This is a genomic window from Pseudomonas sp. Leaf58 (assembly GCF_003627215.1).
Lineage (GTDB): Bacteria > Pseudomonadota > Gammaproteobacteria > Pseudomonadales > Pseudomonadaceae > Aquipseudomonas.
This window is the reverse complement of record NZ_CP032677.1, coordinates 3637783-3653990: the sequence shown is the minus strand read 5'-3', so window position 1 is coordinate 3653990 and position 16208 is coordinate 3637783. Positions and strand designations below refer to the sequence as shown.

12 protein-coding genes are annotated in these 16208 nt (G+C 65.3%); 5 read left to right on the top strand and 7 right to left on the bottom strand.

Going from position 1 to position 16208, the window contains the following annotated elements; translation table 11 throughout:
• Window positions 1-21: 21 nt before the first annotated feature.
• On the bottom strand, window positions 22-1143 hold the full coding sequence (locus tag DV532_RS17010; RefSeq protein ID WP_056801381.1) for a cupin-like domain-containing protein: 1122 nt from the start codon (window positions 1141-1143) through the stop codon (window positions 22-24).
• A 142-nt stretch (window positions 1144-1285) separates the two neighbouring features.
• Between DV532_RS17010 and DV532_RS17005 the strand changes: the two genes are divergently transcribed.
• Window positions 1286-2254 (top strand): alpha/beta hydrolase, encoded by a 969-nt coding sequence (locus tag DV532_RS17005; RefSeq protein WP_056801380.1) that lies wholly within the window; start codon window positions 1286-1288, stop codon window positions 2252-2254.
• A gap of 133 nt (window positions 2255-2387) precedes the next feature.
• Here DV532_RS17005 and DV532_RS17000 read toward each other — a convergent pair whose 3' ends face one another.
• Both DV532_RS17000 and DV532_RS16995 read right to left on the bottom strand, forming a co-directional pair.
• Window positions 2388-3680 carry an aminotransferase class V-fold PLP-dependent enzyme gene (locus DV532_RS17000; RefSeq protein ID WP_056801378.1) on the bottom strand — a complete coding sequence of 431 codons (1293 nt, stop codon included), beginning with the start codon at window positions 3678-3680 and terminating at the stop codon, window positions 2388-2390.
• 17 nt (window positions 3681-3697) lie between these two features.
• Window positions 3698-5044 (bottom strand): dipeptidase, encoded by a 1347-nt coding sequence (locus tag DV532_RS16995; RefSeq protein ID WP_056801376.1) that lies wholly within the window; start codon window positions 5042-5044, stop codon window positions 3698-3700.
• 211 nt (window positions 5045-5255) lie between these two features.
• Here DV532_RS16995 and DV532_RS16990 point away from each other — a divergent pair, with 211 nt between their 5' ends.
• Complete coding sequence (locus DV532_RS16990) at window positions 5256-6875, top strand: hypothetical protein (protein ID WP_056801374.1); 1620 nt, start codon at window positions 5256-5258, stop codon at window positions 6873-6875.
• Window positions 6876-6910: 35 nt separating this feature from the next.
• Here DV532_RS16990 and DV532_RS16985 read toward each other — a convergent pair whose 3' ends face one another.
• Genes DV532_RS16985 through DV532_RS16975 form a run of 3 tightly spaced genes read right to left on the bottom strand, consistent with a single transcriptional unit; the run spans window position 6911 to window position 11455 of the window.
• A complete protein-coding gene (locus DV532_RS16985; RefSeq protein ID WP_056801372.1) occupies window positions 6911-8314 on the bottom strand; it encodes an efflux transporter outer membrane subunit in 1404 nt (467 codons plus the stop codon).
• Window positions 8315-8317: 3 nt separating this feature from the next.
• Complete coding sequence (locus tag DV532_RS16980; RefSeq protein WP_056801370.1) at window positions 8318-10282, bottom strand: MacB family efflux pump subunit; 1965 nt, start codon at window positions 10280-10282, stop codon at window positions 8318-8320.
• Window positions 10283-11455 (bottom strand): efflux RND transporter periplasmic adaptor subunit, encoded by a 1173-nt coding sequence (locus DV532_RS16975; RefSeq protein WP_056801367.1) that lies wholly within the window; start codon window positions 11453-11455, stop codon window positions 10283-10285.
• A gap of 225 nt (window positions 11456-11680) precedes the next feature.
• Here DV532_RS16975 and DV532_RS16970 point away from each other — a divergent pair, with 225 nt between their 5' ends.
• The 3 genes from DV532_RS16970 to DV532_RS16960 all read left to right on the top strand — a co-directional run bounded on the left by DV532_RS16970 (window position 11681) and on the right by DV532_RS16960 (window position 14200).
• Complete coding sequence (locus tag DV532_RS16970; RefSeq protein WP_056801365.1) at window positions 11681-12157, top strand: sigma-70 family RNA polymerase sigma factor; 477 nt, start codon at window positions 11681-11683, stop codon at window positions 12155-12157.
• Between the two features lie 168 nt (window positions 12158-12325).
• Window positions 12326-12805: a response regulator gene (locus DV532_RS16965; RefSeq protein WP_056801363.1), complete on the top strand. Its 480-nt coding sequence runs from the start codon at window positions 12326-12328 to the stop codon at window positions 12803-12805.
• Between the two features lie 72 nt (window positions 12806-12877).
• Window positions 12878-14200 (top strand): MFS transporter, encoded by a 1323-nt coding sequence (locus DV532_RS16960; protein WP_056801361.1) that lies wholly within the window; start codon window positions 12878-12880, stop codon window positions 14198-14200.
• 87 nt (window positions 14201-14287) lie between these two features.
• On the opposite strand, the gene DV532_RS16955 is transcribed toward DV532_RS16960, so the two are convergent.
• Window positions 14288-15970 (bottom strand): electron transfer flavoprotein-ubiquinone oxidoreductase, encoded by a 1683-nt coding sequence (locus DV532_RS16955; RefSeq protein WP_082477002.1) that lies wholly within the window; start codon window positions 15968-15970, stop codon window positions 14288-14290.
• Between the last annotated feature and the right edge of the window lie 238 nt (window positions 15971-16208).

Below are 16208 nucleotides of genomic sequence, written 5' to 3'. Positions count from 1 at the left end.
AAGCGCCCCCGGTAATCCCTGCTACCCCCCGCGCCCAGAATTCACCCAGAAGTTCACCGACAACGAGGTGGACACCGACTCCACTTGGTGGAACCAGCCCTCAGGCAGGAACAGCAGGTCGCCGGCCTGCAGCAGCACGCGCAGAAACGGCACGTCGCGCGCCGCCGGGAAGCGTTGGTAATCCGGCGCGTCGGGGTTGAAGTCGCAGCCGTCCAGGCCGCCCTTGGGGCTGGTCGACCAGGTGCCCAGGGCCGGGCGCTGATGCGGCGCAGCAAGGATGAACGACTTCTGCCCCCAGACCTGAGCGAACAGGTTGTCGGTATCGTCGCGGTGCAGCGGCGTGAGGGTGCCCTTGGGGCCGATCCAGATGCGCGGAGCAATGTACTGGTCGCGGGCGAAATACTGCGGGTAGCGGATCAGCGTCAGCAGCTTTTCCGGGACGATGTTGTTGCCCATGTAGGCCGGGGTTTCGCCCGGTTTGGCCGGGGTGTCCAGCGAGGCGATGAAAGCGGCCATGGAGGTGGAGCGGAAGTCGCGGTCAGTGGAAAAGGTTTTCTTCACGTAATCGCCATGCCGGGTGATGCCCTGCAGTTCGGCAAAATGCTCCAGCGAGGCCTCGCGGCCCATGGTGAACAGCGGCCAGTCCTGCAGGGCGTCGCTAATCACCACCGGTGTGCCGTGCACCAGGTATTCGTTGTGGAAGCGCGCCAGCGGCATGTCGGCGCGGGCGATGCGTGCCACTTCGCGCTGCACGGGTTGGGCAGCCGACAGCCGTTCACTGAGGCGCGCCGGCGTTGGGTAGCGTTGGTTCATCGACACCTTGGTCGCCGTTGCTCCGCGGCGGGCATTGCTGATGATCTGCGGCAGCAGGGTGGCCAAGCCCATATTGCCGGTGATCTTCAGGCGCGCGCTGGCGAACAACTCCTCGACGTTGGCCGTGCCGCCCATGATGCCAAGAAAGTCGCGTTCGGCCAGCTCGATGGTGACGTCCGGGGCGCTGTGCCGGCCGGCACCGGTACGGCTGCTGTCGCGCACCTCCGCCCAAAACGCCCGGTCCTGGCTGAAGACGAACTGGAAGACGCCTTCGATGCCGACGGCATGGGCGTTGGCGAACAGTTTGCTGAGGATGCTCTGAAGGTCCACGGTGTGCCTCTGGCGGTGTTTCGTTGTGCAGGGATAACGAGCGCCTGCGCCAACGATTTAGCCGTAGGGACGGGTAATTTTTGGCGGTGCTGCTACGTCCCGTAGGGAGGCTCAAGGCACATTGTTCACCCAAGGAACCCCCATGGCACTGCACCCTGATTTGGCGGCATTTCTGGAACTGGTCGAATTTGGCCGGCTGACGGGCAAGAGCTTGCCCATGCACGCGATGGATGTGGCCCAGGCGCGCGCCGAGTTCGCCGGCAGTTCGCAGGTGCTCGACCCGAGCCCGCCGGGCAGTGTCACGGTCAGCGAACTGCAAATTCCCGCGCGTGACGGCGCCCGCCTGGGCGCTCGCTTGTATCGCCAGGGCGATGCCGGCGCGGCCTTGCAGCCGGTGATTCTGTACCTGCACGGTGGTGGATACGTGGTCGGCAGCCTCGACTCGCACGACTCGGTGTGCCGCCGCCTGGCGGCCCTGGGCGAGTTCGCGGTGCTGGCGGCGGACTACCGGCTGGCCCCGGAGCAGCAGTTTCCGGTGGCCTTGCACGATGTGCTCGATGCCGCCAACTGGCTGGCCGAACAGGCGGCGGCGCAGGGCCTGGACAACCGCCGGGTGGTGTTGGCGGGGGACAGTGTGGGGGCCAGCCTGGCGGCAGTGTTGGCCATTACGGCGGTCGAGCAGCCTGAGGCGCTGGCGTTCAAGCCGCTGGCGCAGTTGCTGTTCTACCCGGTGACCGATATCTCCTGCCAGCGTGACTCGCATCGCGAGCATGCCGAGGGTTACCTGCTGGAGACGCCCACGCTGGAGTGGTTCTACCGGCATTATGCGCCGCAGCCAGAGCAGCGCCTGGACTGGCGGGTGTCGCCGTTGCTGTCGACGCTGCGCGAGCCGCTGGCGCCGACGTACTTGTGGGTGGCCGAGTATGACCCGTTGCATGACGAAGGCATGGCCTATCGCGACTGGTTGCGGGCGGGCGGGACGGCGGTGACCTTTGCGCGGGGGGAGGGGCTGACCCATGACTTCCTGCGCATGTCGGGGATTGTCGGGCAGGTGGAGGGGATTTATCGAGATGTCGGGGAGTGGCTGCAGGCAATCGGGGGCCAGTCCTGACTTGCGATTGCCGAGGGCGCTGTGCGCCCCTATCGCCGGCAAGCCAGCTCCCACTGCCCCACTACAGATTTCAAGCCGTGTGGCGTATCTGTGGGAGCTGGCTTGCCGGCGATAGGGCCGGTCCAAGCAAACCTTAAGCGCGCAGGTGGCGCTTCAGCACCGCCACCAACCGCTCGATCTCGGCCTCGGTATTCAACAACCCGGGCGCCGTCCGCACTACCGGCCCCACATCCCGCGACACCGCGTCCACCACAATGCGCTGGCTATTGAGATGCTGGGCCACCTGATCGGCATCCTGCCCCTTGACCCGGAAGAAGGTGAACCCCGCTGAATACCGCGCGCTGTGCGGTGTCACTAGCTCGATTGCCGGCAGGGCCTGCAGCCGCTGCCGGAGGTAGTCATTAAGCCCATGAATCCGCGCCTGCACCTTGGCCTTGCCCAACTGCAGGTGCAACTCGAATGCCTTGCCCAGCGCCCAGCGATGCTCGAACGCGTGGTAGCCCCCAGGCGTCATGACCGTGGCGAAGTCTTCGTTCTGCGAAAACGTGGCAAGGGTCGGGGTCAGTTGCTTAATCTCGGTGGACGCCGCGCAGATGATCCCGGTACCTCGCGGCCCGAACATCCACTTGTGCGTGCCGGCGATGAAGTAATCGCAGTTGAGGTCGGCAAAGCGCATGTCCTCGACGCCAAAACCATGGACACCGTCGATCACGTAGATGATCTGGTCGTGCTCGTCACGCTGGCGGTTGACCTCACGCACCAGCGCGCCGATTTCGCCCACCGGCAGCTTGACGCCACTGCCCGAGTGCACCCAGGTCATGCCCAGCACCCGGGTTTTCGGCGCAATTGCGCCGGCAATGGTGGCCAGTACCTGGTCGCTGCTGACCTTGGCCGGGTCGTCGAACAGGCGCAAGCGGCGCACCGGGGTGCCGTCACGCGTGGTGCGAAAGCCCAGGGTATGGCGCGCGGCCGAATGCTCGTGCACGGTGGTGAGAATTTCCTGCCCCGGTGCAATTTTCAGCCCGCCGTAGATCAGCCCCAGGCCTTCGGTGGTGCTGCCGGTCAGGGCAATTTGCCGGGGCGTCACTTCGAGGTAGCGGGCCGCCCATTCGCGCACGGCGGCTTCGTGCTTCCATTCTGACTGGCTGTCCCAGTCGACCATGCGGGCCGGGTGGCGGTCGAAGCGGGCACGCAGGGCCTCGATGGCTTCACGCACTGGCCTGGGGTGCGAGGTGATCAAAAAGTTGGCGAAGTGTGCGTAGGTCGGGTCCAGCTCGAACAGGCCGCGAAACGCGGCCCAGTCATCGGCAGTGGCGGGCTTGGCAGGTGCCGCGTGGGCGGCTGGCAGTAACGGGCCGGGGCCGCTCAGGGGCAGGGCGGCGGCCAGCAGGCCAGCCTGCTTGAGAAAAGTGCGACGGTCGTTCATCACGTTGCTCGCAAGGGTCAGGGAGAGGAGCTGGCAACAGGTTGCGCGGCGCGCTGCACCTGTTCCCACACCCGCAGGAAGTTGCCGCCCCAAAGCTTGGCAATATCGGCTTCGGAGTAGCCGCGGCTGATCAGCTCGGCGGTGACATTGCGTGCTTGGCTGGCGTCCTGCCAGCCGTCGATACCGCCGCCTTCGTTGAAGTCCGAGCTCAGGCCGACGTGGTCGATGCCGACCTTGCGTACGGTGTAGTCGATGGCGTCGCCATAGTCCTTGAGCGTGGCCACGGGCTCCTCCTCGAGAATGCCGTACAACGCGTTGGCGTACGCGCCGACCTTCTGCTCGGGCCAGCCGGCGATCACCGGGTCGCCGGGCATCAGCGCGTAATTGAGGTTGGCCAGCGGCGGCAGGTCGTAGCGGGCGCGCAGGGCGTTGAGTTGGTCCTGGGTTTTGCTGCTCAGCGGCTTGAGGTAGGTGGAGAAGGCCACCAGCTGGACCACCCCGCCGCTGTCCTTGATCAGTTGCAATTCCTTGTCGGAGAGGTTGCGGTCAATGTCGACCATGGCCCGTGGCGCCGAGTGCGAGGCCACCACCGGGGCGCGGCTAAGGGCCACGGCTTGGGCCAGCGCCTTGCTCGACATCTGCGACACATCGATGATCACGCCCAGCTCATTGAGCCGTTGCACCGCGCGCTTGCCCAGCGCTGACAGGCCCTCCAGGGCATCGGCAGTGTCATTGAAAAACGGCAGCGGGCGCGAGGAGTCGGCCCAGCTGTTGTTGCCCACGTAGCTGAAACCGAACATGCGCACACCGCGTGCGGCCCAGCGGTCGAGCTGGTCGATGTCGTCGCCCAGGGCGTAGGCGTTGAGCATGCTGATGAACACCGCAAACTTGCCTTCGCCGTGCAGACGCCGCAGGTCTTGTGGCGTATAGGCAATGCCGACTTGTTGCGGGAAGTCGCGAACCATGGCGGTGATGGCGTTGTAGCGCACTTCCTGAGTATGCCGGGCGGCCTCGACGAAGCCTGGGGTAGGGCGGTGCGGGCCATCGTTGCCGGTCCAGGACTCTGGCCAGGCGAAGACGGTAAGGGCGGCGCCCGACAAGCGCCCGCGTGCGGCCTTGGCCAGGTCGAAGCGGCCATTGCCATCCTTGTCGGCCTCACTGCCCTCGGTGCCGAAGGTCAGCGGCAGGGTGACGTGGCTGTCGAACGAGATGATGCGTGCCTGCAGGTCGTTGGCTTGGCGGGTCACCTCCCTGGAATAGCCGGCAGGTGTGGCGAAGTAGTGCCAGGCGGCAAACCCGGCACCGGCGGCAACCGCCGCGGCCAGGCTGATAAACAGGGCTTTGTTCCAGCGTGGAGTCGTCATCTTGGTCTCAGTTGGTTCACCGTCGAGGGATGGGCACGAAGGCCGCCGCTACCTGCAGTGAACGAGCTCGCAACCCGGAAATTTAGTGCCTGCAGGGGGCCGCCTTGCGGCCCCATATGCAGACAGCGAGTCTATAAATTTCGCCGGCAGTGCAACGTTCTAGGCTTGGACGGGCCGTGTTCCATGGCCGCAATGAATGCACAGGTATGCAATGACGATTTCCCGACGCGGTTTCATCGCCGGTGTGGCATTGACGGGTGTGGTGGTGCCCGGTGCGGTGGGTGCGCTGTATGTGCAGCGCCAGCGTGCCGCCGAGCAATTCCCGGAAACGCCCGGCGAGGCCGTCGTCGAGCTGGCCGATACCCGCCTGCAGCAGTTGGGCGATACCTTGCGCGGCATCTGGCGCTGCACTTTGCAGGGCCAGGACGCGGGCTTGCAAGGCTTGCCGGCGGGCGAGCTGGAGCTGTTCCTTGACGTTGCCGCCAGTGGGCGCGCCCTGCGCGGCTACCTGGATACCCCCGAGCGCCTGCGCGCAGATGCAGAACCGCGCTACCGCGTGGTGGGTGACCTGCTGGCGGACAAGCCAGGCACTTTGCGCTGGCGGTTGTTCTCGGCCCAGGCGCGTTATGAATGCCATGTCGTGCTCGACGAGGTGTGGGGGCGCTTCGGCAACGCCGGGCCGGCGACGCTCAACGGGCGCATTGCGCGGCTGGACCGGGCGCTGTCGTTGCCGGTGCAGGACAATCAGTTTTTGGCCTTGAAGCGCACTTTCCCCGAAGCCCGTGAACGAACCCCGCTGAACCCGCAACTGCTGGCCTGGCTGATCGCCCCGGAGCATCGCCTGTTCCACCAACTGTGGCACGCGTCGCGGGACAAATGGCACAAGCTGGACAAACACAAGCAGGGCGCCCTGCGTGGCCTGGGCTGGCAGCCCGGGCCGCGTGACCGCGAGCGTGATGCGCGTGGCCGACACAAGGACCGTAATGGCTCGGGCGAGGACTTCTTGTTCATGCACCGGCATATGCTCGGCAGCGCCCGTGCCTTGCAGGACCTGCCTTCCTGGCCACGTTTCCCGCTGCCGCAGCCAGAGCTGGAGCGTGACCGCGCAGGCTTCGCCCGCTACTTCGACAACCATGACGGCAACGCCCTACCGCCCACCTGGCTGGCCAGCGGTGACGCGGAGTACACCCAGTGGGTACGCGATATCAAAACGCCGGATACCTTCCATGGCAACTTCCAGGTTTGGGAGTCGCGCTACACCGACCCGGAGTACTTGAGCAGCCTGACCCTGGGGCAGTTCGGCGCGGAAGTGGAGTTGGGCCTGCACGATTGGTTGCACATGCGCTGGGCTTCGGTGCCGCGTGACCCGTCCAACGGCATGCCGGTGCCGACGGCGCGCACGCCGGACGACTTTGCCGAACGCTGGTTCGCCGCGCACAACGACTTCCTCGGTGACCCGTTTTCATCCCATGTAAACCCGGTGTTCTGGCACTTCCATGGCTGGATCGATGACCGCATCGAGGACTGGTTCCATGCCCATGAGCGGCTGCACCCTGGCGAAGTACGGCGCTTGCAAGTCAACGGTGTGCCTTGGTTTGCGCCGGGGCGCTGGGTGGAAGTGGCAGACCCGTGGCTGGGGCCGGATACCCACGGTTGTTCGACGGTGCCAGGGCTGCGGCCCGGGCGCAGCGTGGAGATGGACCCAGAGACCATGAAGCTGGCGTTGCGCATCATCTACAGCGATGAGGGCTTGTTCGACAAGCTGCGGCCCAAGGTGCCGCAGCGGCCGTGGTATGCGCGCAACCTGAAGGGTGTGCAGCGCTCGCCCTGACAGGGCTGCGCAGCAGCCCCAGCAGGTAACGCGGTCTAGCGCTCGACTTGCCACCCCCCACCCAATGCCTTGTACAACGCCACGCTCCCCTGCAACCGGGCCAAGCGCAGTTGCGCCTGCTGGTCCTGCGCCACATACAAGGTGCGCTGGGTTTCCAACACACTCAACAAGGTCTCCGCCCCCGCCCCATAACGCTGTTGCGCCAGGTCGAATGCCAGCCGCGCCTGCTGCAGCTCTTCATCCTGCCAGTGCCGCTGGCGGTCCACCCCCTCGATCGCATTGAGCGCTTTTTCGACATCGGCAAAGCCGGCCAGGATGCTGCTGCGGTAAGCCTCGAGCAATTCCGCCTGTTCGGCCTCGGCCAGTTCACGCGCAGCGCGCAGCCGGCCGTTGTTGAAGATTGGCGCGATCAGGCCGCTGGTGAGGGTGTAGTAGGCGCTGTCGAGCACGTGGGCAAAGCTAGTGGCGCCAGCCCCCAGGTTGGCCCCGAGGGTGAGCTTGGGCAGCATGGCGGCACGGGCGACCTGCACGTTGGCGCTGGCGGCGGCCAGCCGTGCTTCGGCGGCGGCAATGTCTGGGCGGCGGGTGAGTAGTGCGCTAGGCACGCCGCTGCCAATGGCCGGCCATTGCAGGTTGGCAATCGCTTCCTGGCTGGCGGGCAGCGCCTGCACGGGGTCACCGAGCAGGGTCGCCAGGATGACCCGGCTGTCCTGCCACTTCTGTTCCAGCAAGGGCAACTGGCGTTGCTGGGCGGCTACCAGGCTGCGCTGCTGAGCCAGCTCCAGGCGTGTGGCGGACCCGCTGCGCTGGCGTGCCTCGACCAGCCCCAGCACGTCCTGGGCATTGCGCAGGTTCAGGCGGGCGATGCGCAGCTGCTCTTCCACGGCCAGCCCCTGCAGGTAGCTGTCGGCCACCGCGCTGACCAAGGTCAGTTCAACGGTCTGGCGGTCGAAACGGCTAGCATCCAGGCTGCGCAGGGCATTGTCGCGGGTCGCCCGCAGGCCGCCCCAGAAGTCGATTTCGTAGCTGGCGCTGAGCTGCATGTCGAACGAGGTGCTGGTGGGTTCGCTGCGGCTGACGTCGAGCTGGTCGTTGCCCTCGCCGTGCAGCAGGCGTTGGCGGCTGCCGTCCAGGCCCAGCTTCAGCTCCGGCAGCAACGGTGCGCCGGCGATGAGCGCGCGGGCCTGGGCTTGGCGCACGCGCGCGGTGGCGGCGGCCAGGTCGTGGGCATTGTGCAGGGCATGCTGCACCAGGCGGTCCAGTTCGCGGCTGGCGAAGGCGTGCCACCACTGGCGCGTCGGCAGGTGTGCCGAGGGTGATGCGGCTTCGCCTTGCCAGGCGAGCGGCGCGCTGACGCCGCTGGTGGGGGTGGGCGGCGTGCTGCAGGCCACCAGGCTTACACACAGGGTCAACAAGCTGATGCGGCTGGGCAGGGTCATGGGTTATTCGCTGGTAAGGGCTTTGACCGGGTCGAGGCGGGCAGCCTTGCGCGCTGGCATGAAGCCGAACACGATGCCGGTGACGACGGCGCAGGCGAAGGCCCCGAGCATGGCGGGCAGGGCAAAGGCCACCGCCACTTCGGCCACTACCAGGGCGCCGCCGATGGCCAGGGCCAGGACGATGCCGGCCACGCCGCCGACCATCGACAGCATCACCGCCTCGCTGAGAAATTGCCGCAGAATGTCGCGCTGGCGTGCGCCGGTGGCCATGCGGATGCCGATTTCGCGGGTGCGCTCGCGCACGGTCATCAGCATGATGTTCATCACGCCGATGCCGCCCACCAGTAGCGAGATCGCGGCAATGGCCCCGAGCATCAGCGACAGGCTGTTCTGCGTGCGCGCTTCGGCCTGGATCAAGGCGGCGTCGTTGGTCAGTTCGAAGTCCTGGCGGCCGCTATGGCGTTGGCGCAGCAGCTTGTCGATGGCCGCTTCGGCTTGGTTGACTTGGGTGGAGTCGAGGGCGGCGACGGCGATGTAGTCCGGGTCGCGTTGGCCGAACAGGCGGATGGCGGCGGCGGAGTAGGGCACCACGATGCGCCCGTCGCTGTCCTGGTCGCCAGAGCTGGCGCCCTTGCCGGCGAGGATGCCGACTACCTGGAACGGCACATTGCCGATCAGAATGTACTGCCCCAACGGGTCGCGCCCGGGGTCGAGCATCTTTTCCCGCACCTTCTGGCCAATCACCGCCACTGCTGCGGCGTTGGCTTCATCGGCAGCGGTGTAGAAACTGCCTTCCACCGCCGGCCAGTTGAAGATATCGGGGAACTCGGTGTTGTTGCCGCCCACATAGAACTGCTGGCTGTTGTTGCCGTGGCGCACCATCATCTTTTCGCCGATCACCGGCATCACGTGCTTGACCTGCGGTAGTTGGCCAATGGCGGCGACATCGTGAAGGGTGATGGTGCCGGCCTGTTCACCCAGGCTCGCCGGCTTGCCGTTGAGATAGAGGATGTTCGAGCCAAAGGCGGCCATCTGCGCCATGACCTGGCGCTTGCTGCCTTCGCCCACGGCCAGCATCACCACCACCGAGGCCACGCCGATGACGATGCCGAGCAGGGTCAGGGCGGTGCGGAAGCGGTTGACCCACATCACCCGCCAGGCAGCCTGCAGGGCTTCGAGCAATTCGCCTTTCCAGGCCCCGCGCAAGGTCGCGCCACGGTCCAGGCGCTGGCGCAATTCGTCGGCCTGCAGGCCTTGTCCGTTGTCGGCTGGGGGCGGGGCGGTGGCCGAATCACGGGTGATCAGGCCGTCACTGATCTCGATCACGCGCTGCGCCCGCGCCGCCACGTTGCGGTCATGGGTGATCAGGATGATCACGTGGCCCTGGCTGGCCAGTTCGTCGAGCAATGCCATTACCTCGGTGCCGCTGTGGCTGTCGAGGGCGCCGGTGGGTTCGTCGGCGAGGATGATATGGCCGCCGTTCATCAAGGCCCGGGCAATCGACACCCGTTGCTGCTGGCCGCCGGACAACTGGTGCGGGCGGTTGCCCGTGCGGCTGGCCAGGCCCAGGCGGCCAAGCAGGGCATTGGCGCGGGCGTGGCGTTCGCTGGCGGCGATGCCGGCATAGATGGCTGGCATTTCGACGTTTTCCTGGGCCGAACCTGAGGGGATCAGGTGGTAGCCCTGGAACACGAAGCCAAACGCCTCACGGCGCAGCCAGGCCAACTCGTCGCTGCCCAGCGTGGCCACGTCCTTGCCGGCGAAGCGGTAGTGGCCAGAGGTGGGCTGGTCGAGGCAGCCGAGGATGTTCATCAAGGTCGACTTGCCGGAGCCGGAGGCGCCGACGATGGCGACGAATTCACCGGGGTAGATGCGCAGGCTGATGCCATGGAGGATATCGACCTTGGGTGTATCGACGCCGCCGTAGGACTTACGGATGTCGACCAGCTCGATCAAGGGCGTGCTCATTTAGCCTCCGTTTGCGTCGGCGGCGCCGATCACCAGGCGTTCACCTTCGTCGAGGCCGTCCAGCACCTGTACCCGTAGGCGGTCGCTGAGGCCGGTGCGTACCTGGCGCTGTTCGACCTTGCCGTCGCGGCTCAGCACATGCGCCAGGCGCGTGCCATCAGCGTCGTCCAGTGCCGCCAGCGGCACGGTCAGCACTTGGCGGGCTTGGCCTGCAACAAAGAACACTTGGGTGGTCATCTCGGCCATCAGCGCGCCGTCGGGGTTGTCGACATCCAGCAACACGCTGTACTGCACCACCTGGCTGCCGGCGCTGCCATTGCTGACGCTGGCCGGGCTACCGCCGCCCTGGCTGGCTTGCTCCAGCGGCTTGGGTGGGATCGGCAACACTTGCCGCACGGTGCTGGTCCAGCGGCGCTTGCCGCCGGCCAGGGTGGTGAAGTAGGCGGTCATGCCGGGTGTGACATTGCCGATGTCGGCCTCTGACACCTGGGCCCACACCGTCATGGGCGAGAGCTTGGCAATGCGCAGGATCAGCGGCGTTTGCTGCTGGGCGTTGAGGGTTTGCCCTTCCCGGGCATCCACCGCCACTACGGTGCCGTCCATCGGCGCGTAGATGCGTGTGTAGCCCAGTTCGGCCTCGTCGCTGCGCAGGCTGGCCTGGGCCTGGCGGATTTGCGCCTGGAACATGTCGATGCGGGCCTGGGTGACTTTGAGCTGCGCTGCGGCGGTTTGCACGTCTTCGGCGCGAGTGGCACCGGCAGCGGCCAGGTCGCGTTGGCGCCTGAGCTGTTGCTGGGCCAGTTGGAACTGCGCGCGCTGTTCGGCCAACTGGGCTTTGAGGTTGTCGATCGAGTAGCGCCCGGCGTCCAGCCGTGCCTGCTGGGTCGAAGGGTCGATCTCGACCAGCAACTGGCCTTTGCGCACCGTGTCGCCGACTTCGACGTGCAGCGTGTGGATCTGCCCGGACGCCTGGGCGCCAACGTCCACGTAGCGCCGTGGTTGCAGGGTGCCCAGTGCGGTGACGCTGCTTTCGATGTCGGCGCGGGTCACGGCGACCGTGCTGAGCGGCTGTGCGCCATAGGGCAGCGCCTTCCACGCCAGCAGGCTGCCCAGGCTGAGCAGGCCCAGGCCGGTGAGCAGGGCTCGGCGACGGGTGTTGGATAAAGGTCTCATGCAGGCATCCAGCCGAGGGGGTGCCAGATAGACGAAAGCGCCAGGAAGGGATTTAGCGTGCAGGGTTGGCGCGTGCTGTGGGAACGCGCGACGGTCTAGCGCCGTGCACGTTATTGCTGAGAATCATTATAATTTGTAAGATTGCACATTGATATCACTGGGTCCCGCGTTACTGCCTGAAAGGGCTTTCGGGTAGTGGCTGGCAGGACGATCTCAGGTAACGTCGTGGAACATTACTATCGCGAACTGGTGGGTTTCCTTTCTGCGCGCCTGGGCAATCGTCAGGCCGCCGAAGACGTAGCGCATGATGCCTACCTGCGGGTGCTGGAGCGCACCGGCGCCGAGCGCATCGAGCACCCGCGTGCCTTTCTTTACCGCACCGCGCTCAACCTGGTAGTCGACCGCCACCGGCGCCACCAGGTGCGCCAGGCCGAACCGCTGGAGGTGCTGGACAGCGACGAACGCTGGCACACCCCGGCGCCAGCCCACGGCATGCAGCTTGACCAGCGCCTGGCGCTGATGCAGCGCGCCCTGGATGAGCTGAGCAAGGTGTGCCGCGAGTGCTTCCTGTTGCGCAAGCTCGAGGGCCTGTCACACCAACAAATTGCCCAGCATTTGGGCATTTCCCGCAGCCTGGTGGAAAAGCACATCGTCAATGCCATGAAGCACTGCAGGATGCGCATGCGCGAATGGGAATGCTGATTGCCGGGTCAAAGGCAAATGAAAATTCCGTCAGTCACTCACTTGATTTCTGCCGCTTTCCCGACTTCTATCAAAGAAGACCCCTGCCACAGGTAGCCTTGGCAGCAGCCGTTACTGGTGCCGTATGGTCGTGGAGCGTACCCATTACCCAACTGCCCAGGTCCGACCATGGCAAACAAGTCCCTGCGCATTCTCATCGCCGATGCCCACCTATGCCAGCGCCTGCAGCTGGAACGGCTGCTCAATGGCCTGGGCTACTACCGGATAGCGCCGGTGGACAGCTTCGAGGAGCTGCAGCGCTTGGTGCTGTGTGCTTTGCAGCCCTTTCACCTGCTGCTGGGCAATATCGAGCTGGCCAGCCACGCTGGGGTCGACCTGGCGCGCTTCTGCCGCGTCAGCACGCAAATCCAGCACGCGCTGCTTTATCACTCCAGCCAGTTGAAAGTGCCCTCGGTACCGCAGGCCGAGCGCCAGGCCGTCAGCCTGAGCCTGCCACAGGCACCCGATAACGAGGCGTTGGAGGCGTTCATGGCGATCATCGACACGCCGCTGGTGGTCGGCAAGCTGCCGCTGCCGGGCGCTTTGCCAGCGCCGTCGGGGCGGCCACGGCCACGGGCCAACTTCGCGCACACGGTGTTCAACCGCTAGCGTTGCCGCCAGCGGGGCAAGCGGGCAGCTATTTGCTATCCTCTTGCCCTTTGCCGATTTGCGGACCCTGCCATGACAGCCATCGATACCGCTCGCCCGCCCCGGTTCAGCCGCGGCGACCACCGGACCTTGGGCCTGGCGGCATTGGGCGGCGCGCTGGAAATTTACGATTTCATCATTTTCGTATTCTTTGCGCTAACCCTCAGCCAGCTGTTCTTCCCGCCTGAGATGCCCGAATGGTTGCGCCTGTTGCAAAGCTTCGGGATCTTCGTCACCGGCTACCTGGCGCGGCCGTTGGGCGGCATCCTGATGGCGCACTTCGCCGACCACCTGGGGCGCAAGCGGGTGTTCAGCCTGAGTATCCTGATGATGGCCCTGCCGTGCCTACTGATCGGGGTAATGCCGACCTACGCCGACATCGGCTATGCCGCACCGCTGCTCCTGCTGGGCCTGCGTATCCTGCAGGGCGCAGCGGTGGGCGGCGAAGTGCCGAGTGCCTGGACCTTCGTCGCCGAGCATGCCCCGGCCGGGCGGCGCGGCTACGCCTTGGGCTTCCTGCAGGCCGGGCTAACCTTCGGCTACCTGCTGGGGGCGCTGACCGCGACGTTGCTGGCGCAGCTGTTCACCCCGCAGGAAATCCTCGACTATGCCTGGCGCTACCCGTTCCTGCTGGGTGGGGTGTTTGGGGTGATTGGCGTATGGCTGCGCCGCTGGCTCAGCGAAACACCGGTGTTCCTCGCCCTGCGCGCACGCCAGGACCAGCCAGTAACCTTCCCGCTGCGGCGGGTGATTAGCGAGCACCGCCGGGCGTTGATCCCGGCGGCGCTACTGACCTGTGTGCTGACCTCCGCCGTGGTGGTGTTGGTGGTGATTACCCCGACGGTGATGCAGCAGCGCTTCGGCATGACAGCTGGGCACACCTTTGCTCTAAGCAGCGTGGGCATCGTCTTCCTCAACATCGGCTGCGTACTGGCCGGGCTGCTGGTCGACCGCGTGGGCGCCTGGCGTGCGCTGATGCTGTACAGCCTGTTGCTGCCGCTGGGTATTGGCGTGTTGTACGCCAGCCTGGTGGGGCAATGGGGCATGACCTGGCTGGCCTATGCGCTGGCGGGGTTAAGCTGCGGTGTGGTGGGGGTGGTGCCATCGGTGATGGTTGGGCTGTTCCCGGCGGAGATCCGTGTGTCGGGCATTTCCTTCACTTACAACGTGGCCTACGCGCTGTGGGCCAGTACCACGCCGCTGGCGCTGATTGCGCTGATGCCGTGGAGCCCGTGGGTGTGTGTCGGTTTTTGCCTGATCATGGGCGCGGTGGGGTTGCTGACGGCGTTGTATTTCGGGCGGCGTGAGTCGCTGACAATGATCGAGGCAGACTTGCCGCTGACGCGGGCTTTGTAGCAGCGGCCAGGGCAGCCAGAACAGGTAAAACAAAAAGCCCCCGGCTCGAGAGAACCGGGGGCTTTTCGTTAGCGCAAGGGCAGGGCCTTACATGTTCGGGTAGTTCGGCCCGCCGGCGCCTTCAGGGGTAACCCAGGTGATGTTCTGGGCTGGGTCCTTGATGTCGCAGGTCTTGCAGTGCACGCAGTTCTGCGCGTTGATCTGGAAGCGCTTGTTGCCGTCTTCCTGGGTGACCACCTCGTACACGCCCGCTGGGCAGTAGCGCTGGGCTGGCTCGTCGTACAGCGGCAGGTTGCTGGCGATTGGCACGTTAGGGTCGGTCAGTTTCAAGTGGCAGGGTTGTTCCTCTTCATGGTTGGTGCTGGAGAGGAATACCGAGCTGAGCTTGTCGAAGCTGAGCTTGCCGTCTGGGCGTGGGTAGTCGATTTTTTTCGAATCGGCCGCCAGCTTCAGGCAGGCGTAATCTGGCTTGGTGTCGTGCAAGGTGAATGGCAGCTTGCCGCCAAACCAGTTCTGGTCCACATAGTTGAACGCCGCGCCCAGCAGCGGGCCGAACTTGTGCATGGCCGGGCCGAAGTTGCGGCTGGCGAACAGTTCTTCGTACAGCCAGCTGGCCTTGAAGGCGCTGACGTAGCCGTTCAACTGGTCACCGCCTTCGCTGCCGGCGAGCAGGGCATCGGCCACCGCTTCGGCGGCGAGCATGCCGGACTTCATCGCGGTGTGGCTGCCTTTGATCTTGGCGAAGTTCAGGGTGCCAAGGTCACAGCCGATCAGCGCGCCACCGTTGAAGACCATCTTCGGCAGCGAGTTGAAGCCGCCCTTGCAGATGGCCCGGGCACCGTAGCTGATGCGCTTGCCGCCTTCGAGGTACTGGCTCATCACCGGGTGGTGCTTGAGGCGTTGGAATTCGTCGAACGGCGACAGGTACGGGTTGGCGTAGGACAGGTCGACGATCAGGCCGACCACCACCTGGTTGTTTTCCAGGTGATAGAGGAACGAACCACCGGTATTGTCCTTGGCCATCACATCCAGCGGCCAGCCGGCGGTGTGCACCACCAGGCCCTGCTCGTGCTTGGCGGGGTCGATTTCCCAGATTTCCTTAAGGCCGATGCCGTAGTGCTGGACGTCAGCTTCGCTGTCGAGGTTGAAGCGCTTGATCAGCTGCTTGCCGATATGGCCACGGCAGCCTTCGGCGAACAGGGTGTACTTGGCACGCAGCTCCATGCCTGGGGTGTACAGGCCGTCCTTCGGGTTGCCTTCACGGTCGACACCCAGGTCACCGGTGACGATGCCGCGGACTACGCCGTTTTCGTCGAACAGTGCTTCCTGCGCGGCGAAGCCTGGGTAAATTTCCACGCCCAGGTTCTCGGCCTGCTGGGCCAGCCAGCGGCACAGGTTGCCCAGGGAGATGATGTAGTTGCCCTGGTTATGCATGGTCTTGGGCACGAACAGGTCAGGCACCTTGGTCGAGCTGCCGGCATCCTTGAGCACATAGATGTCGTCGCGCTTCACTTCGGTGTTCAGCGGCGCGCCGAGCGCTTTCCAGTCAGGGAACAGTTCGTTCAGGGCGCGGGGTTCGAACACCGCGCCGGAGAGGATGTGGGCGCCGACTTCAGAGCCTTTTTCCACCACGCAGACGCTGATTTCGCTACCGGCTTCGGCGGCCTTCTGCTTCAGGCGGCAGGCGGCGGACAGGCCTGCCGGGCCGGCGCCGACGATGACCACGTCGAATTCCATGTATTCGCGTTCCACTGGTTCTCTCCTACTCATCAAGGCTCGTGCTGTTGCTTTGTCTTATTGGGTGCGCGGGCATTCGCAGCGGTTCTACGCAACGGCGGAACTGTAGCTGGACAAATGACGGACTACACCGTTTTGTCTTGGCCGCGCATTATATCTACACCACTTGGCGGGTCCAATACAAACGTTTGTTTGAATTTGCCGCAGGCCAGTAAAATCACAGGAACGCGGCTGGAGGGTGACCGATTTGCCGTATTGACCGGATTGGGTG